The following is a 19,249-nucleotide window of genomic DNA, read 5'->3' as shown; positions in this document are numbered from 1 at the left end:
TTTGCCATTGCGGAGCAACAAAACCTTTTTGCCGTTTGGCGGTACGGAATCTGCGCTCAGGCCCTGGCGTTCCAGTTCAAGCCGGGCTGCCGGCTCGCGGTCGAGAATGACCGGGTTCAGCGGGTGTTCTTCCAGGTCGCCGCGGCGCGGATCCATGTTGACCACGTCGATCAGTTGCGAAATGGTCGAGACGCCGTCGCCGACGACGAAGATCGGTTCGCCGCGTGCGGCGGCGGCCAGCTTGCCGCCGACGATCAGCAGGCGATGTTCGTTGCCGCGGATGAAGCGTTCGACCAGCACGCTGCTGCCTTCTTCGAGCGCGGCTTTATAGGCGGTTTCAACTTCAGCTTGGGTGTTCAGGTCGATGAAGACGCCGCGGCCGTGGTTGGCGTCGGACGGCTTGACGACCACCGGCAGGCCGATGTCTTCGGCGGCTTCCCAGGCATCGGCCGGGCTGTCGACGATGCGGCCTTCAGGAATGGCGACGCCGCAGGATTGCAGCAGTGTCTTGGTTAGGTCCTTGTCGCGCGAGATGCTTTCGGCGATGGCGCTGGTCTGGTCGGTCTCTGCGGTCCAGATGCGGCGCTGCTTGCAGCCGTGGCCGAGCTGGACCAGGTTGCCTTCCGACAGGCGGATCGATGGGATGCGGCGCTCGTCGGCGGCGTCCACGATACAGGCGGTGCTGGGGCCGAGACACAGAGAATCGACCATGTCGCGCAGTTTTTCGATGGTCGCATCGACGTCGAAAGGCTTGTCTTCGATCGCGGCCATGACCAGGTCGCGACCGGCGTAGAGGGCGGCGCGTGTGACTTGTTCGTGACGGGCGCGGACGACGACTTTGTAGACGCCGCGCGTGGATGTTTCACGCGCCTTGCCGAAACCGCCGGGCAGGCCGGCCAGATTTTGCAGCTCGAGCGTGACGTGTTCCATGATGTGGCCGGGCCAGGTGCCTTCTTTCAGGCGCTGCAGGAAGCCGCCGCGCTCGCCGTAGCTGCAGCGGTGTTCGACCAGCGAAGGCAGCCAGCCGGTCAGGCGTTCATTGAAGCCGGGAATGATGTTCGACGGAAAATCTTCCAGTTCTCCGATGTCGATCCAGACCTCCAGCGCAGGGCGATAGGTCCAGATATTGGGGCCGTGCAACGGGAGGATACGGAGAAATTCTATATTTTTCATGAGTAAGCAGTTGTGCCGCTAAGCGTTGTGCGTTCTGTCGATCCAGGCATGATTCAAGAATGAATAACGCATTAAGCGCCGATTGGTTTACTTCCGTATCAACAAAATGCGAGCGCTACCATCGGCCTGCGACTGTTTTTGCAGGATTTTCTTGTACTTCGTTCCACATTTGTCCCAGCCCCTTCCCATAAGTTGCCGGTATACACAATATGTAACGATATTGTCTCAGACTGTTTGCGGTCTTGCATGCAAAAAAATCAGGAAATCGTCAGGGTTCGCAGTCAAACCGGCGCTTTGTTTGTCATCGCAGGAGGGGCTCAGCGCGTTGTCGGGGTGGCAAACCCTTGCGATATAATATGCGCGGCATAGATTGTCGGCAAAAAGTTGCCAGCAAAACCATTCCTCACTGTCCGCACAGGACAAACATGCCGTTCAGATGAATAGAGAATCCCTCATCCCAAGCTCCTCCAATTTGCCCGCGCCGTGGCGCGCGGAAGCGCAAGCCCAGCTGGCGCCCGAAGAAAAGATCGTCGCCTGGCTCGAGCTCGACCTCGACGCCACGCTGAAATTCAGCCGCGGCATGATTGTCGCCACCGACCGTCGCCTGCTCGCCAAGGACAATGACAACGAAGGCTGGACCGCTTGGGAATACCGTGTCGGCCTGGCGCTGAAGCACCATGACCACGCCGGCGTCGGCAGTCTCGAGTTGCAAGACGGGCAGTCCCGGTTGGCTTTCTGGCGCTACACGCTGGCGCAAAATCCGCAGGCGCTGCGCCTGATCAACCAGTTCGACCAGCAACGCGACGCCCGGACTTCCGGCCAGGCCGCAATGGAAGAAGAACTGGATGTTTGCCCGCAATGCAAGGCGCCGATCCCGCAGGGCCAGGAAACCTGCGCCATCTGTCCGGAAGCCAAAGAGGCGCCGCCGTCGACCTGGGCGCTGTTCCGGCTGACGCGCTTCGCCAAACCGTACAAGGGATCCTTGCTGCTGGGTTTCCTGCTGACGCTGGCGTCCACCGCCGCGACGCTGGTGCCGCCGTACATGACGATGCCGCTGATGGACAACGTGCTGATTCCATTCCAGAACGGCGCGCCGCTGGATTCCCATCTGGCCGGCCTGTACCTGAGCGGCCTGCTCGGTTCTGCCATGGTCGCCTGGATACTGGGCTGGGGCCGCACCTACATCCTCGCGCTGGTGAGCGAGCGCATCGGCGCCGACCTGCGCACCACGACTTACGAACATCTGCTGCGGTTGTCGCAGGAATACTTCGGCGGCAAGCGCACCGGCGACCTGATGGCGCGCATCGGTTCCGAGACCGATCGCATCTGCGTGTTCCTGTCGCTGCATCTGCTGGACTTCATCATCGACGTCCTGATGATCATCATGACGGCGGTGATCCTGATTTCGATCAATCCCTGGCTGGCGCTGGTGACCTTGCTGCCGTTGCCGTTCATTGCCTGGATGATCCATGTAGTGCGCGATCGCCTGCGCCACGGTTTCGAGAAGATCGACCGCATCTGGTCGGAAGTCACCAACGTGCTGGCCGACACCATCCCGGGCATCCGCGTGGTCAAGGCCTTCGCCCAGGAAAAGCGCGAAGCGGCCCGCTTCAAGGAAGCCAACCGCCACAACCTGGTGGTCAACGATCGCGTCAACAAGATCTGGTCGCTGTTCACGCCGACGGTGACCATGCTGACCGAAATCGGCCTGCTGGTGGTGTGGGTCTTCGGCATCTGGCAGGTTTCGCATAACCAGATCACAGTCGGTGTACTGACCGCGTTCCTGGCGTACATCAGCCGTTTCTATACGCGTCTGGATTCGATGAGCCGAATCGTATCGGTCACGCAAAAGGCGGCTGCCGGCGCCAAGCGGATCTTCGACATCCTTGACCACGTGTCGAGCGTGCCTGAACCGGCCAATCCGGTGCACATCGAAAAAGTGAAGGGCGCCATCGAGCTGCGCAACGTCGGCTTCCGCTACGGCAATCGCTCGGTCATGCGCGGCGTCGATCTGTCGATTGCGCCGGGTGAGATGATCGGCCTGGTCGGTCACAGCGGTTCCGGCAAGAGCACCATGGTCAATCTGATCTGCCGTTTCTACGATGTATCCGAAGGTTCGATCCGCATCGACGGCGTCGACATCCGCTCGCTGCCGATTTCCGAATATCGCCGCAATATCGGGCTGGTGTTGCAGGAGCCGTTCCTGTTCTTCGGCACGATCGCCGAGAACATTGCCTACGGCAAGCCGGAAGCCACCCGCGAGGAAATCATCGCCGCCGCCCGTGCGGCCCATGCGCATGAATTCATCCTGCGCCTGCCGCAGGGCTATGACTCGCTGGTGGGTGAGCGCGGCCAGGCCTTGTCGGGTGGCGAGCGCCAGCGCATCTCGATTGCGCGCGCGCTGCTGATCGATCCGCGCATCCTGATCCTGGATGAGGCGACTTCCTCGGTCGATACGACTACCGAAAAGGAAATCCAGAAGGCGCTGGACAACCTGGTGCAAGGCCGTACCACGATTGCCATTGCGCACCGCCTGTCGACGATCGCCTGGTGGTGCTGGATCGCGGGCAGGTGGTCGAGGTCGGGCCGCATGAAGAATTGATGGCAAAGCAGGGCGCCTACTATCGCCTGTATCAGGCGCAGGCGCGTAATCCCGAAGCCGAGGTGTCGGGTAGCGAAGAGAAGGACGACGAATGATGACTACGAACGCCGGCACCCATAATTTCACCTTGCATCGGAACAGTTTCGGCCGCCTGGTCTTCGTCGACGCGGAAGGCGTCACGCACGAAGGCGCAATTCCCGTGCGCGCTTTCCCGATCGGTGCGCCTGATGAAGGCATTGCTCTGGTCAGCGCCGATGGCCATGAACTGGCCTGGATCGAACTATGGTCGGACATCTCGCCGGAACTGCGGCTCATCATCGAAGAAGAACTGGCCGCGCGCGAATTCATGCCGCAGATCAGCCGCATCGTCGGTGTCTCCAGTTTCGCCACGCCGAGCATCTGGGAAGTGGAAACCAATCGCGGCAATACCTCGTTCACGCTCAAGGGTGAAGAAGATATTCGCCGCCTGCCCAATTCGGCTTTGCTGATCGCCGACAGTCACGGCATCCAGTTCCTGATTCGCGACATCAAGGCGCTGGACAAGCACGGCCGCAAGATTCTGGATCGCTTCCTGTAAAGCCGGCACGCAATAAAAAACGGCTGCTTCCGTATCGGTCGCAGCCGTTTTTTTATACCTCAAAGCTTTTCAGAATTGCTCGTCAGGGCGCAGGTAACGCCATTCCCCCGTTGGCAAGTCGCCGAGCTTGACGCCGCCGATGCGTACGCGCTTGAGGCCGACGACTTTCAGTCCGACCAGTTCACACATGCGACGGATCTGGCGCTTCTTGCCTTCATTGAGGATGAAGCTGAGCTGATCCTCGTTTTGCCAGCGCACCTTCGCCGGTTTAAGCGCTTTGCCGTCCAATGACAGGCCATGATTGAGTCGTTTGAGGTCGCTGTCGGGCAGCTTGCCCGGCTTGGTGTACTGCACGCGCACCAGGTATTCCTTGTCGACGCTGGTGTCTTCGCCGATCAGTTGCTTGGCGATGCGGCCGTCCTGCGTCAGCACCAGCAAACCGACGGAGTCGATGTCCAGGCGACCGGCCGGCACCAGGCTGCGCAACTGCGTCGGATGGAATTGCGTGTCGACCTGGTCTTCCTTCCAGCGCGTGGCGGCTTCCACCAGCGCGACCGCAGGTTTGTAGCCGTCTTCAGCCTGGCCGCTGACGAAGCCCGTTGGTTTGTTGATCAGGATGGTGACGCGCTTGGATTGCTCCGCAGCGGCCTGGCGCTCGACGCTCACGCGCTGGTGCGGCAACACCTTGCTGCCGAGTACCGAGACCACCTGGCCGTCGACGCGGACCCAGCCTTTTTCTATCCATTCGTCGGCCTCCCGGCGTGAACAGAGGCCGAGTTCGGACATGCGTTTGGACAGGCGTACGGGTTCAGTCATGATGGATAAGCTAGGTGAAAATCTGGTTAAGTAAAGTGAAAAAAAGCCAACGGGGGAAAACGCCATAACAGCAGCGCATGCCAGCTATCAGATACGCAGCGCCTTGAGCAAATCGGTTTCCAGCATGATCTGGTTGCGCGGATGGTTGAGCGCCGCACCGTCGACCAGGAACACGTCTTCGACACGCTCACCGAGCGTCATCACCTTGGCGGTGTGCAGGTTGATCTTGTACTTGGCGAGAATGTTGGAGATCGTGTAAAGCAGGCCGTTGCGATCGTTGGCCGACACCGACAGCAGGTAATACTGGCCGCGTTCATCCGGGCGCAGATCGACCGACGGATTGATCGGGAAGGTGCGCGACAGGCGCGACAAGCGACCCTTCGCCGGCGTCGGCAGCGGACTGTCGGATTGCAGCAAATGCGCCAGTTCATGCTCGATCAGGTTGATGATGTCGCGGTAATTCTTGGCGAACACCGGGGCGCTGATCAGGAAGGCGTCGAGCGCGTAATTGGTCTTGGTCGTGTGGATCTTGGCGTCGAGAATGCTGAAGTTCTTTTCATCGAAATAGCTGCAGATGCGTGCGAACAGATCGGGCTGGTCCGGCGTATATACCGCGACTTGCACGCCTTCGCCGATCGGCGCCAGGCGGCATTTGACGAGCGGCACCTTGCTGTCCATCTTGTCGTAGAACGAGCGCGTCTGCCAGGCGATATCGGATGCATCGAGGCGCAGGAAGTAGGCGACGTCGAGCTGGCGCCAGAAGTTTTCATGGGCATCGGCAGGCAGGCCGTACAGGCGCAGCGTCTTGATCGCTTCCTGCTGGGTGTTCTTGAGTTCGCGGTCGGCCGACGGCGCTTCGCCGCCGAGCACGCGCAGGGTCATGCGGTACAGGTCTTCCAGCAGCTTGCCTTTCCAGGCGTTCCAGACCTTCGGGCTGGTGCCGCGGATATCGGCCACGGTCAGCAGGTACAGCGCGGTCAGGTGGCGCTCGTCCTTGACCGAATCGGCGAATTGCTGGATCACGTCGGGGTCCGACAAATCCTGTTTTTGCGCCACTTGCGACATGCTCAGGTGATGTTCGACCAGGAACACCACGAGCTCGGTGTTCGCTTCCGAGATGCCGTGCTGCACGCAGAACTGGCGTGCATCGGCCATGCCCAGTTTGGAATGATCGCCGCCGCGGCCCTTGGCGATGTCGTGGAACAGCGCCGCCACATACAGGATCCACGGTTGCGCGAAGTTGGCCATGAGCTGGCTGCAGAACGGGTATTCATGCGCATGCTCGCTCATCGTGAAGCGGCGCACATTGCGCACCACCATCAGGATGTGCTGGTCGACCGTATAGACGTGGAACAGGTCGTGCTGCATCTGGCCGACGATGCGGCGGAAGTTGGGCAGGTAGCGGCCCAGCACGCTGGTCTGGTTCATCCCGCGCAGCGCGTGCATGATGCCGCGCTTGCCTTGCAGGATCTGCATGAACAGCGCGTGGTTGACCGGATCGGCGCGGAAGGCGTTATCGATCTTGAAGCGCGCATGCCACAGCGCCCGCATGGTGCGCGCCGACATGTCCTTGAGTTCCTGATGCTGGGCCAGCACCAGGAAGACTTCCAGCATGGCCGACGGGGTGTCTTCGAAAACATTGTCGTGGGCGATGTCGAGGAAGCCGTTGAGTTCGTTGAAGCGCTCGTTGATCTTTTGCGGGATGACGTCCTGCGGGAACAGTTGCGCTTCGATGTTTTGCAACAGGATCGTGTTGAGCTGCGTGACCGCCTTGGCAGCCCAGTAATAGCGCTGCATCAGGTATTCGCTGGCGCGGCGCGTGTCCGTGCTCTTGAAGCCGAAACTCTCGGCGATCGGGGTCTGGATATCGAACACCAGCCGGTCTTCGCGGCGGTTGGTGTAGATGTGCAGGCGGATCCGGATGTCCTTGAAGGCGCGCTCCTTTTGCGTCAGCTGGCGCGCTTCGGTTGCGGTCAGCAGGCCGCGCTGGGCCAGTTTGCTCCAGGAATCTCCCAGGCCGGCCGCCTTGGCCACCCACAGGATCACCTGCAGGTCGCGCAGGCCGCCCGGGCTTTCCTTGCAGTTCGGTTCCAGGCTGTAGGGCGTGTCTTCGTATTTGACGTGGCGCTGGCGCAGTTCCAGGGTTTTTGCAAGGAAAAAGGCGCGTGGATCCATGGCGGCCTGGCATTTCACCTGGAGCAACTGGAACAGCGTCTTGTTGCCGGTCACCAGCCGCGCTTCCAGCAGGCTGGTCTGCACCGTGATGTCGGCGGCCGATTCGCTCATGCATTCGTCGATGGTGCGGATGCTGTGGCCGATCTCCAGGCCGATGTCCCAGAACAGCTGCACCAGCGATTCCAGTTTTTCCTGCATGGCCTTGCCGGGTGTTTCGTCGAGCAGGATCAGCACATCGACGTCGGAATGCGGAAACAGCTCGCCGCGTCCATAGCCGCCGACCGCGACCAGCGCGATGTCGCGCGGAAGATCGCATTTGTTCCACGCTTCGGTAAGTGCAGCGTCGACATTGCGGCGCAGTTGCGTCAACAGATGGTCGGTCTTGCCGTCAGCCTGGAATGCCTCGATGGCTTCCTGGCGCGATGCTTTGAGTTGTTTTTTGAGGATGACGGCAAGGGAGGGCATAGAAATCCGGTCGATGGATCGGGCAAATCAGGCGAGAACAGGGGCCGCTTGCTGGATGAAGGCCGGAGGCGCAGGCATGCCGGGCGATACCGTCAGCACTTCGAAACCGGTTTCGGTCACCAGCACGGTGTGTTCCCATTGCGCCGACAGGCTGCGATCCTTGGTCTTGATGGTCCAGCCGTCGCCCATTTCGCGGATTTCGCGGCGGCCGGCGTTGATCATCGGTTCGACCGTGAAGATCATGCCGGCTTCGAGCTTTTCCAGTGTGCCGGGGCGGCCGTAGTGCAGCACTTGCGGTTCTTCATGGAAGACCGTGCCGATGCCGTGGCCGCAAAACTCGCGCACCACGCTGTAGCCGGCTTTTTCCGCATGCTGCTGGATGACATGGCCGATGTCGCCCAGATGCGCGCCCGGCTTGATTTTGGAAATGCCGAGCCACATGCATTCATAAGTGATTTCCGTCAGGCGGCGTGCCAGGATCGACGGTTCGCCGATGAAAAACATGCGGCTGGTGTCGCCGTGGTAGCCGTTTTTGATCACCGTGATGTCGATGTTCAGGACATCGCCGTTCTTCATGACCTTGTCGCCCGGGATGCCGTGGCAGATGATGTCGTTGAGCGAGGTGCAGATTGCCTTCGGGTAAGGCGTATAGCCCGGCGGGCAGTAGTTCAGCGGCGCCGGGATGGTGTCCTGCACGTTGGTCATGTACTCGTGGCACAGGCGGTCAAGTTCGCCGGTAGTGGTGCCGGCCTTGACGAAGGGCGCGATGTAGTCGAGCACTTCGGCGGCCAGTTTGCCGGCCACGCGCATGCCTTCGATATCTTCGGCGGTTTTGATGGAGATGGAGCCCATAAAGTTTGTCGCAGTTCGCTAAAAATCGTTAAGTAGAGATTATAGACGAGGGGCGGCAGTTCTGTCGGCGCGGATTGGCTGCACGGAAGGGGCAAAAGCTAATGAAAACAATGCTTTCGGCGCTTGAATGGATTCTCCGGATGAGGTAGAATGCTCGGCTAACTTGAGTCACTAAGGTTGGAAAGCGAGTTTTTGCAGCTTCGGACGAATGTTCTTGGTCGTTTGATGCAAATCTTGCTTCGGTGAAATAAGTGATGAAGTAACCAAGTTGTTGTTAATTTTGAATCGCGAATCCGTTCGCAAAGGGTGTCCGGGCAGCAGTTGATCTGTCCTCCCGGATGGCCGAATGGATTCCAGACCTAACCCTGGAGAAATTTATGTCCGTAACTATGCGCGAAATGCTGGAAGCTGGTGTCCACTTCGGTCACCAAACACGCTTCTGGAACCCAAAGATGGCCCCGTTTATCTTCGGTCATCGCAACAAGATTCACATCGTCAACCTGGAAAAGACCCTGGGCATGTATCAGGAAGCGCTGAAGTACGTGCGCCAACTGTCGTCCAACCGCGGCACTATCCTGTTTGTCGGCACCAAGCGTCAAGCACGCGACACCATCGCCGCTGAAGCGCAGCGCGCAGGCGTTCCTTACGTCGACCAACGCTGGTTGGGCGGCATGCTGACCAACTTCAAGACTATCAAGACATCGATCAAGCGTCTGAAGGACATGGAAGCCTCCATCGCTGACGGTTCCAATGAAAAGCTGAGCAAGAAAGAAGCCCTGCTGTTCAGCCGCGAACAAGAAAAGCTGCAAAAGGCAATCGGCGGCATCAAGGATATGGGCGGCATTCCTGACGCCATCTTCGTGATCGACGTCGGTTACCACAAGGGCGCCATCACTGAAGCCGCCAAGCTGGGCATCCCGGTTATCGGCGTGGTTGATACCAACCACTCGCCAGAAGGCGTGACTTACATCATTCCAGGCAACGACGATTCCGCCAAGGCAATCGCTCTGTACGCTCGCGGTGTTGCTGACGCGATCCTGGAAGGCCGTGAAAATGCGGTGAACGAAGTTGTCGAAGCCGTCAAGAACGGTGGCGACGAATTCGTTGAAGTGAACGAACAGGCTTAATTTGCCTGCAGCGCCCGTGGAGGTACATCCGCGGGCGACAAGAAAAGGGGTAACAGCGAGAGTTAGCGCAGTTCGCCCCTTTTTTTTGAGTAAATTGATCGAATTCCCGATGTGGCGTCCCCGATGACGGCATGTCAACTTAGTTAGGAGAAATATATGGCGGCAATTACCGCAGCACTGGTAGGCGAACTGCGCGCGAAGACCGACGCGCCGATGATGGAATGCAAGAAGGCACTGACCGAAGCCGAAGGCGACATGGTCCGCGCTGAAGAAATCCTGCGTGTGAAACTGGGCAGCAAGGCATCCAAGGCTTCTTCCCGCATCACTTCGGAAGGCGTTGTCGCAACTTACATCGCCGGCGGCATTGGCGCGCTGGTGGAAATCAACTGTGAAACCGACTTCGTCACCAAGAACGATGAATTCATTGCTCTGGCAAATGCCGTCGCCAAAGTGATCGCAGAAAAGAATCCTGCCGATCTGGCCGCATTGGCTGCACTGCCGCTGGGCGACAAGACAGTTGAAGAAACACGTACCGAACTGATCGGCCGCATCGGCGAAAACATGTCGATCCGTCGTTTCCAACGCTTCGAAACTACCGGCAAGCTGGTGTCCTACCTGCACGGCACGCGCATCGGCGTGGTCGTCGAATTCGACGGTGCTGACGAACAAGTCGGCAAGGACGTCGCCATGCACATCGCGGCGATGAAGCCGGTTGCGCTGTCGTCGGATCAAGTGCCTGCCGATCTGATCGAGAAAGAGCGTTCGGTCGCGTCGCTGAAGGCTGCCGAATCCGGCAAGCCGGCCGACATCGTCGCCAAGATGGTCGACGGTTCGGTGCAAAAGTACCTGAAGGAAGTGTCGCTGTTCAACCAGTCGTTCGTGAAGAACGACAAGCAAACCGTTGAACAAATGCTCAAGGCGGCGAACACCTCCGTCAAGTCATTCAGCATGTTTGTGGTTGGTGAAGGCATCGAGAAGAAACAGGATGACTTCGCAGCCGAGGTGGCAGCCCAGGTTGCTGCCGCCAAGCAAGCGCAGTAAGCAACAAGGAAGCGGGCCGAGAGGCCCGTTTTTTTAAGCCTGTCGGGACCTTTCGACAGGTTCGGGGACTTTGGATAAGATCTGTCTTGTCATCGGCCAGACATTTCAACATGTAACCAAATCCCGGCAGCAGAGTACGGCAGCATACAATGGCGTCCTTTCCTCGCTGCAGCGCCACGCCTCAGGCGAGCTGCGCAGCGCGAAGAAGCGCAGGACGCACGGAATTACAAGTCAATCGGATAGCAAACGGAGCCCAGCACATGACGACACCAGCTTACAAGCGCGTACTCCTCAAACTTTCCGGCGAAGCCCTCATGGGCGACGATACCTACGGCATCAACCGCGCCACCATCGAGCGCATGGTCGCCGACGTGGCGGAAGTAACCCAAATGGGGGTTGAACTGGCGATCGTGATCGGCGGCGGCAACATCTTCCGCGGCGTCGCCCCGGGAGCGCAGGGCATGGATCGCGCCACGGCCGACTACATGGGCATGCTGGCCACGGTGATGAACTCGCTCGCGCTGGCCGACGCCATGCGCCAGGCCGGCCTGACGGCACGCGTCATGTCGGCAATCGCCATCGAACAGGTGGTCGAACCCTACGTTCGCCCCAAGGCCCTGCAATACCTCGAGGAAGGCAAGATCGTGGTGTTCGCCGCCGGCACCGGTAACCCATTCTTCACCACCGATACCGCAGCGGCGTTGCGCGGCTCGGAAATCGGCGCCCAGATCGTCCTGAAGGCGACCAAGGTCGACGGCGTCTACACCGCCGATCCAAAGAAAGACCCAGCCGCCACGCGCTACAGCACCATCACTTTCGACGAAGCGATTGCCAAGCACCTGCAGGTCATGGACGCCACCGCATTTGCGTTGTGCCGTGACCAGAAACTGCCGATCAAGGTGTTTTCCATCATCAAGCCGGGCGCCCTCAAGCGTGTGGTCATGGGTGAGGATGAAGGCACGCTGGTACACGTATAAACTCGGGTATAAATTCGCGTATAAATTCACGTTTCCGAACATCGTTTATTTGGTTTTAGATAGGAGAGCAGCATGACCATCGCTGACGTCAAGAAAAGCACCGAACAAAAAATGAGCAAGTCGATCGAATCGCTGCGCGCCGATCTGGCCAAGGTGCGTACCGGTCGCGCCCACACCGGCATCCTGGACCACGTCCAGGTCGACTACTACGGCTCGCCGACACAACTGTCGCAAGTCGCCAACCTGACGCTGATCGACGCCCGCACCATCGGTGTCCAGCCGTTTGACAAGAAGATGCTGGCCGTCATCGAGAAGGCCATCCGTGAAGCCGACCTGGGCCTTAACCCTGCGACTCAGGGCGACCTGATCCGCGTGCCGACGCCTGCGTTGACCGAAGAGCGTCGCAAGGAAATGGTCAAGCTGGTCAAGGGCGAAGCCGAAGACACCAAGATCTCGATCCGCAACATTCGTCGCGATGCCAACGAAGGCCTGAAGAAGCTGGTCAAGGACAAGGTTTGTTCCGAAGACGACGAGCGCCGCGGCCAGGAAGACATCCAGAAACTGACCGATAAGTTCGTCGCTGAAGTCGACAAGCTGGTGGTCGAAAAAGAAAAAGAAGTGTTGACGGTGTAAGTGCGTTATCGCTGTTGTTTATGCGATGATGACGGGGTCGGCTGTGGTTTGCAGAGCTGATACAGACATCGTCGCGCATCTGGATTTTTACACTGTATGACTCATAAAAGCTCAACCCAGGCGGTGCCCCAGGTTTCATCGGTGCCGCGTCACGTCGCCATCATCATGGATGGTAATGGACGTTGGGCGACCAAACGCTTCCTGCCGCGCGTGGCGGGGGTGCAGTTTCCGCAGCGTTTCCGCGTCATCGACTCAACCCGCGCCATCGCCGATATCCAGCAGGAAATCGCGCAGTTGCTGGACGCGGTCTGATGCCCATCACCCATGACTGAACACGCATGAGCAATACCGTTTTCCCCTGGCTTGAAGACAGCTGGCTGCAACTGCAGCAGCTACGCGCACGCTTGCCGCACGCGATCCTGTTCTACGGCCCCGAAGGCATAGGCAAGACTGATTTCGTCGAGTCGTTTGCACAGTCGCTGCTGTGCGAAGACGTACAACCCGATGGCCATGCCTGCGGCGCCTGCGCCTCATGCGGCTGGTTCTCGCAGTACAACCATCCCGACTACCGTCGCGTGCGCCCGGAAATCCTTGATGGCGAAGACGGCGGCGATGACGGCGACGGCGAGGAAAAGAAGACCGCCAAAGCCAGCAAGACGCCCTCGAAAGAAATCAAGATCGACCAGATCCGCGCGCTGGCCGACTTCATGAACGTCTCCACGCATCGGTCCGGCATGCGCGTGGTGGTGCTGTATCCGGCCGAAGCGCTGAACACTCCTGCCGCCAACTCGTTGCTGAAAACGCTGGAAGAGCCGCCGCCGAACACCATGTTCCTGCTGGTCTCGAACCGGCTCGACCGCTTGTTGCCGACCATCCTGTCGCGTTGCCGTAAATTCGCACTGGCCTTGCCGTCGCATGATGACGGCCTGGCCTGGCTCAAGCAGCAGAACGTCAAGGACGCCGACGTCTGGCTGTCGGAGCAGGGCGGTGCGCCGCTGGCCGCGTTGAACGCTTCACAAGGCGATGGCCGCGAGGTCATGGATGAATTCCTGCGTTCCTTGTGCCATCCCGGCATCGACGTTGCGTTGAAGACCGCCGAGCGGCTGCAGAAGACGCCGGTTGCCGACCTCGTCGGCTGGCAGCAGCGCTGGCTGTACGATCTGTTCGCACTGAAGTCGGGCGGGCCGATCCGCTACTATCCGCGCTACAGCAAGGAGCTTGGCGCATTGAGTGGACGCATCGACACGGTCACCATCGCCACCGCGCTCAAGGCCGCCAACGACCGTCGCGCGATTGCCGACCATCCCTTGTCGGCGCGGCTGTTCATTGAAGAAATGCTGATCGAGTATTCTTCGCTGTTTGCCTGATCCGGGCGGAGGCCTTCCTTGCGAACGCCTCCGCCATCTTCACCTTACCAGTTACTACCAGTTGAAATTTGTCATGAGCACTGCATACACGCATCGCCTGGCGCGTCCGCAAGACCTGGACGCCATCGTCGCCATCTACAACAGCACCGTCGCATCGCGCCAGGTCACCGCCGATACCGAGCCTGTTTCCGTGGCCTCGCGCCAGGCCTGGTTTGACGAACACACCGCCGACAAGCGTCCGCTGTGGGTCGCCGAACGCGACGGCGAGGTCATCGGCTGGTTGTCGTATTCCAATTTCTACGGCCGCCCGGCCTATGCCGGCACCGCCGAACTGTCGGTCTACCTGCACGAGAAAGCACGTGGCCAGGGGCTTGGTCGTTACTTCCTGGAACAAGCCATTGCTTTCGCACCATCGATCAAAGTGCATACGCTGCTGGGATTCGTGTTCGGCCATAACGAGCCGAGCCTGAAGTTGTTCGAGGCGTTTTCCTTCGAACGCTGGGCCAACATGCCGCGCGTGGCGACGCTCGACGGCGTGGAGCGGGATCTGGTGATTTTGGGGAAGCGGGTGGCTTGATACTCCGTGGGGATCGCCGGAGTCGTTCTGTTCCGGGAATGAAAAAGGGAAGCCGAGGGCCGAGGCTTCCCTTTTTGTTTGTCGGAGATTATTGCGATCAGAAATCGATCGCAGCAGACAAGGTGAAGGTGCGCGGATTACCTTGCACCAGATAGTTGGAGGAAGCTCCGGTCGCGGAAGCCCAGTAGTTGCGATTGAACAAATTATCGACGCGAGCACGGATAGTTACCGCCTGAGATCCAATGCTTGTTGCATAACGAGCACCGGCGTCATAGCGTGTCCAGGAAGGAATCTCCAATGTATTGGCTGCATTCACGTATTGTGCGCTGGTGTAGACGGCGCGCGCATTCAGACTCAAGCCTCGTACGCCTGGAACATCCCATTCCGTCCCGATGTTTGCTTGGGTCTTGGGTACGCCGACGGCGTATTTCCCGTCGTTGACGCCACCCGCAGTATGGGTTTGCTTTCCTTGGAGCAGCGTGACTCCGCCGAGCAGTTTGAGACCCCGAGCCGCCATGCCAAAGACGGATAATTCCGCGCCCCGATTACGTTGTTCACCGTCCAGACTGTAGATCCGATTGACGACGACGGCATTGGGTTGACCGATGGTAAACAACGCCAGGCTCCCGCCGATCTTGCCGCCATCATATTTGAGGCCGAGTTCTTTTTGCTTGGACTTGTACGGAGCGAAGATTTGTCCCAGATTATCCACGGCACCCGTCGCAGTCGGACCCTTTTGGAGGCCCTCCACGTAATTGCCGTAGACCGACAGATTCTTGTTCAGCTTGTAGACCGCAGCGACCAAAGGTGTAATGGCGCTCTTGTTGTAATAGTTGTTCTGAATCGATGTGTAGTAGGTATAACCGACGTCTTTGACGTTTTGATAGCGGGCACCGAGCGTAACCTGCAGTTGGTCGTCCAGGAATCCCATTGCGTCGGCCACGGCGAAGCTTGTCAATTCTTCGTACTCGGTGGTGCGTGGGTTCGACATGTCGCCCCCAGCGGTAATTGCGGTTACGGTTGCGGGAGCCGCCAATGCGACCGGCGAGTAGATATTCGTTCTCAATGCACCGACGGTGCTCCAGGCGAAGGCGTTTTTCTTGTCCAATGTGAACATGGAGGCCGTCGCGCTCAATTCATGCTTGATCCCTGCCGTCGCAAATTTGGCGCGAATCCCGGCCTCGCCGGTACGGATGAAGTCGACGCGGGTGTTGTCGGCGCGATAGGTGCTGGCAGTGCCGTCAGTGCCGATCACTGTGGTCGGCGACAAGCTATTGTTTTCGGTGCCGACGCGGCTACCGTATGCCAGCCATGTCGTCACATCCTGTGTGAGATCGAATTCGGCGCGCGCGGTGCCGAAGAAGTCTCGTTCATTGGAATACGACCAGGCTTGCGCAGTGTTGCCCGTGTTGCCTGGCAGTGCAGGAACGAAGGAGCCAACGGTGAAGCTGGGGCGTGCCTGATTGAGTTTTTGCTCTTGATAGCCAACGTCCGCCGACAAGCGGAAGCTGTTGCCGCGATAATCCACACCGACGGACAGCAGGCCGAGATCGCGGTTTTCCTTGTCGATCGCGGTGCCGCCTTCACGCCGTGCAGCATTGACGCGGAGACCAAGGCGTTCTTCCGGGCCGAAACGGCGCCCGATATCCGCAGCTGTATAAATTTGTCCGCCCGTTTCCCAGCCCACTGTGGCTTGCGAGATCGGCTCGCCGGTTGCTCGCTTCGGCAACAAATTGATAGTCCCGCCGACACCAGAACTTCCCGGTGTCATGCCATTCAGGAACGCGCTCGCGCCACGCAAAACTTCGACGCGCTCCAGCAATTCCGTGGCCACATATTGGCGTGGCAAAAGGCCGTACAAACCGTTATAGGCGAGGTCGTCGGAGTTGAGCGCGAAACCGCGAATGACATACTGTTCCTGAAAATTGCCGAAGCCGCGCGCAATGCGCACGGACGGATCGTTTTGCAAGACATCGGCAATACCACGCGCTTGCTGGTCCTTGATCAATTCCTGGGTGTAGCTGGTGGTATTGAACGGCGTATCGAGGAAATCCTTGTTGCCGAGGAAGCCCACGCGTCCGCCACGCGCTACCTGACCGCCCGGATACGCTTCCGGCAGTCCGCTCGCCGAGGCATCGGCCGAGGCGTTGACGGTGATCGACGGCAGCGCTTGGTCCGGCTTGGCGGTATCCGTTTGCTGGGCGCCGGCCGGCAGTGAATAGGTCAGGGGAGCGAGGAAAGCGAACGCCAATGCGGCGGCGACTGGGGTAGGGCGGCAGTACATAAGGTCCTTTGGAGCGACGGTCGGTTTTGCTGCCCAAGCTACTGAGCGTATTGATATGAATAAGTGTGACAATTATAATTGCGAATAGTTATCGTTTGTATTCTTGATTGTAAAGTTTTGACCTGGCTGTTGTAATTTTTCATCTTTTCTATCGGAAAAACATTTCCTATTTCACGCGCCTCCTTGCAGCTCCCGTCAACCGATGTCGGGGATATTTGCGTACGCCGGGTAGCGTGAGCGTGACGCCGGGCGGCATATAATCGCTCCATGCCGATACTTTCCCTTTCCCGCCCTTTGTCGCAGCATCAGTTGCTGCTGCGCCTCTTCTGGATGCGCTGCGTGACGACGCTGGCGCAGGGTTTGCTCGTGGCCTCAGCCATCTACGGCATGGGGTTGAGCCTCCCGCTCGCGCCCTTGTGCACCGTGCTTGGATTGATGCTGGCGTTCAACGGCCTGACGTGGTTGCGTATGCGCCTGCCGCAGCCGGTGCGCGAGCCGGAGTTGTTCTTCCAGCTCTGCATTGATGTCAGCGCTTTGTCGGCCTTGTTGTATTTCACCGGCGGCGCGACCAATCCTTTCGTCTCCTTTTATCTGCCGGCGCTGGCGGTGGCCGCGGCGGTGTTGCCGTCCGCTTATGCATTCGGCCTGGCGCTGTATTCGCTGGCCTGCTATTCGGCACTCACGTATCTGTACCAGCCTCTGCACATTCACGACCACGATCAGGCCACGGCGTATCACCTGGCCGGGATGTGGGTCAATTTCGTGATGTCGGCGGCATTGATCACCTGGTTCGTGACGCGCATGTCGGCCACGGTGAGGTCGCGCGATGCCCAGCTGGCGCAGGCGCGCGAGCAACAGTTGCAGGATGAGCGCATCGTTGCGCTCGGCACGCAGGCAGCCAGCGCCGCGCATGAAATGAGCACGCCGCTGGCGACCGTGGCGGTGATCGCGGGCGAGCTGCGCATCGAAGCAGGACGCAACAATGCGCTGACCATGTATCGCGACGATCTGGCCGTGGTCGAAGAACAGATCGCCGTGTGCAAGACGGCGCTTGATCGCATGGGCATGGACGTGCAGGTGCGGCAAACTGACGCGGTTGCACCGGTCCGGCTGAGCGACTGGCTGCGGCATTTCGTCGACGCCTGGCGTCTGCGTCATCCGGCGATCTCGATTCGCTTGACCTTGCCGCAAGGTGCGCCGGACCTGCTTGACATGGCGCCTGCACGCGATCAGCAACTGATCGGGCAGATTGTGCAGACCTTGCTCGATAACGCTGCCCAGGCAGTGGCAGAAAACGGTAAAGTCGATGTGGTGCTGAGTCTGAAAAAAGATACTGTCGCAAGCGCAGTCATGAATTCAGCTATCATTCGCGTCGCCGACGACGGCCCCGGCATCGCACCCGAATTGCTGAAGCGGCTCGGTTACGAACCGGTGCGCAGCAGCACCGGCGGCAAGGGGATCGGTCTGATGCTGGCATTCGCCACGGCGCGTCAGATGGGCGGAAAGCTGACGCTTGCCGCCGCAGCTGGAACCTCGGCTGGCACCTCATCTGGAACTGCCGCCGGCACGGCAGGGCGGGGCGCTTGCGCGACGCTGGTCTTGCCGTTGATCGCCCCCAACCGCCTTGCCAACCAGAAAAAAACATGAGCGCAGCTTTCCTGATCCTCGACGACAACGACGTGTTCGCCTCCACGCTGGCACGCTCGTTGTCGCGCCGCGGATTTTCTGCGATCGTTGCACACAGCGGCGAAGACGCGCTCAAGGCCGCCGCCACGACCGATTTCGCCTACGCCACCATCGACCTGCAATTGCAGCAGGATTCGGGTTTGCAATGGATCGCGCCGCTGCGTGAAAAACTGCCGCATGCACGTCTGCTGGTCTTGACCGGCTATGCCAGCATCGCCACCACGGTGCAGGCGATCAAGGCCGGCGCCGATAATTATCTGGCCAAGCCGGCCAATCTCGATTCCATCCTGTCGGCGCTCGAGCATAGCGCCAACGATGCTTCCGCCGATCTCGACCACACCGACGCCGCCGCGCCGCTGTCGGTCGAACGCCTCGAGTGGGAGCACATCCAGCGCGTGCTGGTTGAAAATCAGGGCAATATCTCCTCCACGGCGCGCGCGCTCAATATGCATCGCCGCACCCTGCAGCGCAAGCTGGCGAAGCGTCCGGTCGCCAAGTAGCGGCACCGTTTTGCGATAGCGCGCAAGCCGCCGTCACGCGCAAGCTCGCTGTCATCCACGCGCTGCGACAATCTGTCGCATTCCCAAGCCGCACCTGAGTCTCTAGCATGGCCCCCTTTAATCGATGGGGGAAACCATAGTGAGGAAGTTTTTCAGGCAGATGCTGGCATTGCCGCCGCGACATGCGATCGCCATCGCCGCGCTCGGTTTGTGCAGCGGCGCAAGCGTCGCCGCAAGCGACGTGCTTGAGCCTATCGAAGTGCGCGGCACGCGCGACGAACCCAACGAAAAACTTCCGCTCGACCAGCGTGCCTCCACCGCCAGCCGTCTTGGCCTGAGCGTGCGCGACACCCCTGGCAGCATCAGCATCATCGACCGCGCCGCCATCGAGGCGCGC

At 59.6% G+C, this 19,249-nt stretch carries 14 protein-coding genes and 3 pseudogenes; 12 read left to right on the top strand and 5 right to left on the bottom strand.

What is annotated here, in order from left to right:
* Nucleotides 1–1,173 (bottom strand): cyanophycin synthetase family protein (locus tag HLUSI_RS0103235; RefSeq protein ID WP_029363062.1); only part of this gene is annotated, 1,173 nt, incomplete at its 3' end.
* Between the two features lie 436 nt (nucleotides 1,174–1,609).
* Between HLUSI_RS0103235 and HLUSI_RS26730 the strand changes: the two are divergent.
* Both HLUSI_RS26730 and HLUSI_RS0103225 read left to right on the top strand, forming a co-directional pair.
* Nucleotides 1,610–3,870, top strand: a pseudogene (locus HLUSI_RS26730) (cyanophycin metabolism-associated ABC transporter).
* Complete coding sequence (locus HLUSI_RS0103225; protein WP_016832601.1) at nucleotides 3,867–4,352, top strand: cyanophycin metabolism-associated DUF1854 family protein; 486 nt, start codon at nucleotides 3,867–3,869, stop codon at nucleotides 4,350–4,352. Before HLUSI_RS26730 ends, HLUSI_RS0103225 begins: the two are co-directional and overlap by 4 nt.
* 69 nt (nucleotides 4,353–4,421) lie before the next feature.
* Here HLUSI_RS0103225 and HLUSI_RS0103220 read toward each other — a convergent pair whose 3' ends face one another.
* The 3 genes from HLUSI_RS0103220 to map form a co-directional block, all read right to left on the bottom strand.
* The gene (locus HLUSI_RS0103220; protein WP_016832600.1) at nucleotides 4,422–5,168 is read right to left on the bottom strand and encodes a pseudouridine synthase; all 747 of its coding nucleotides are present in this window, start codon (nucleotides 5,166–5,168) and stop codon (nucleotides 4,422–4,424) included.
* An 87-nt stretch (nucleotides 5,169–5,255) separates the two neighbouring features.
* The gene (locus HLUSI_RS0103215; protein WP_016832599.1) at nucleotides 5,256–7,808 is read right to left on the bottom strand and encodes a [protein-PII] uridylyltransferase; all 2,553 of its coding nucleotides are present in this window, start codon (nucleotides 7,806–7,808) and stop codon (nucleotides 5,256–5,258) included.
* Between the two features lie 27 nt (nucleotides 7,809–7,835).
* Complete coding sequence (map, locus tag HLUSI_RS0103210; protein ID WP_016832598.1) at nucleotides 7,836–8,660, bottom strand: type I methionyl aminopeptidase; 825 nt, start codon at nucleotides 8,658–8,660, stop codon at nucleotides 7,836–7,838.
* A gap of 377 nt (nucleotides 8,661–9,037) precedes the next feature.
* Between map and rpsB the strand changes: the two genes are divergently transcribed.
* The 7 genes and pseudogenes from rpsB to HLUSI_RS0103175 all read left to right on the top strand — a co-directional run bounded on the left by rpsB (nucleotide 9,038) and on the right by HLUSI_RS0103175 (nucleotide 14,382).
* A complete protein-coding gene (gene rpsB / locus HLUSI_RS0103205; protein WP_016832597.1) occupies nucleotides 9,038–9,787 on the top strand; it encodes a 30S ribosomal protein S2 in 750 nt (249 codons plus the stop codon).
* A gap of 156 nt (nucleotides 9,788–9,943) precedes the next feature.
* Nucleotides 9,944–10,828 carry a translation elongation factor Ts gene (tsf, locus tag HLUSI_RS0103200; protein WP_016832596.1) on the top strand — a complete coding sequence of 295 codons (885 nt, stop codon included), beginning with the start codon at nucleotides 9,944–9,946 and terminating at the stop codon, nucleotides 10,826–10,828.
* Nucleotides 10,829–11,088: 260 nt separating this feature from the next.
* A complete protein-coding gene (gene pyrH, locus HLUSI_RS0103195; RefSeq protein ID WP_016832595.1) occupies nucleotides 11,089–11,805 on the top strand; it encodes a UMP kinase in 717 nt (238 codons plus the stop codon).
* A gap of 72 nt (nucleotides 11,806–11,877) precedes the next feature.
* Complete coding sequence (frr, locus tag HLUSI_RS0103190) at nucleotides 11,878–12,438, top strand: ribosome recycling factor (protein ID WP_016832594.1); 561 nt, start codon at nucleotides 11,878–11,880, stop codon at nucleotides 12,436–12,438.
* A gap of 96 nt (nucleotides 12,439–12,534) precedes the next feature.
* Nucleotides 12,535–12,711: pseudogene (locus HLUSI_RS32335) on the top strand (di-trans,poly-cis-decaprenylcistransferase); the annotation flags it as partial.
* Nucleotides 12,712–12,776: 65 nt separating this feature from the next.
* Nucleotides 12,777–13,805, top strand: coding sequence for a DNA polymerase III subunit delta' (locus HLUSI_RS0103180; RefSeq protein ID WP_016832592.1), 1,029 nt, complete (start codon nucleotides 12,777–12,779; stop codon nucleotides 13,803–13,805).
* Nucleotides 13,806–13,878: 73 nt separating this feature from the next.
* Nucleotides 13,879–14,382, top strand: coding sequence for a GNAT family N-acetyltransferase (locus HLUSI_RS0103175; RefSeq protein ID WP_016832591.1), 504 nt, complete (start codon nucleotides 13,879–13,881; stop codon nucleotides 14,380–14,382).
* A 97-nt stretch (nucleotides 14,383–14,479) separates the two neighbouring features.
* On the opposite strand, the gene HLUSI_RS0103170 is transcribed toward HLUSI_RS0103175, so the two are convergent.
* Entirely contained in the window at nucleotides 14,480–16,633 is a 2,154-nt protein-coding gene (locus tag HLUSI_RS0103170; RefSeq protein ID WP_016832590.1) for a TonB-dependent receptor, read from the bottom strand.
* A gap of 300 nt (nucleotides 16,634–16,933) precedes the next feature.
* Here HLUSI_RS0103170 and HLUSI_RS0103165 point away from each other — a divergent pair, with 300 nt between their 5' ends.
* The 3 genes and pseudogenes from HLUSI_RS0103165 to HLUSI_RS26725 form a co-directional block, all read left to right on the top strand.
* Complete coding sequence (locus HLUSI_RS0103165; RefSeq protein ID WP_050977621.1) at nucleotides 16,934–18,313, top strand: ATP-binding protein; 1,380 nt, start codon at nucleotides 16,934–16,936, stop codon at nucleotides 18,311–18,313.
* The gene (locus tag HLUSI_RS0103160) at nucleotides 18,310–18,852 is read left to right on the top strand and encodes a response regulator transcription factor (protein WP_016832588.1); all 543 of its coding nucleotides are present in this window, start codon (nucleotides 18,310–18,312) and stop codon (nucleotides 18,850–18,852) included. Before HLUSI_RS0103165 ends, HLUSI_RS0103160 begins: the two co-directional genes overlap by 4 nt.
* Before the next feature lie 160 nt (nucleotides 18,853–19,012).
* Nucleotides 19,013–19,249 (top strand): annotated as a pseudogene (locus tag HLUSI_RS26725) (TonB-dependent siderophore receptor); the annotation flags it as partial.

The organism is Herbaspirillum lusitanum P6-12 (assembly GCF_000256565.1).
GTDB classification, from domain to species: Bacteria; Pseudomonadota; Gammaproteobacteria; order Burkholderiales; family Burkholderiaceae_D; genus Herbaspirillum; species Herbaspirillum lusitanum.
This window is presented reverse-complemented; position numbering and strand designations above follow the sequence as displayed.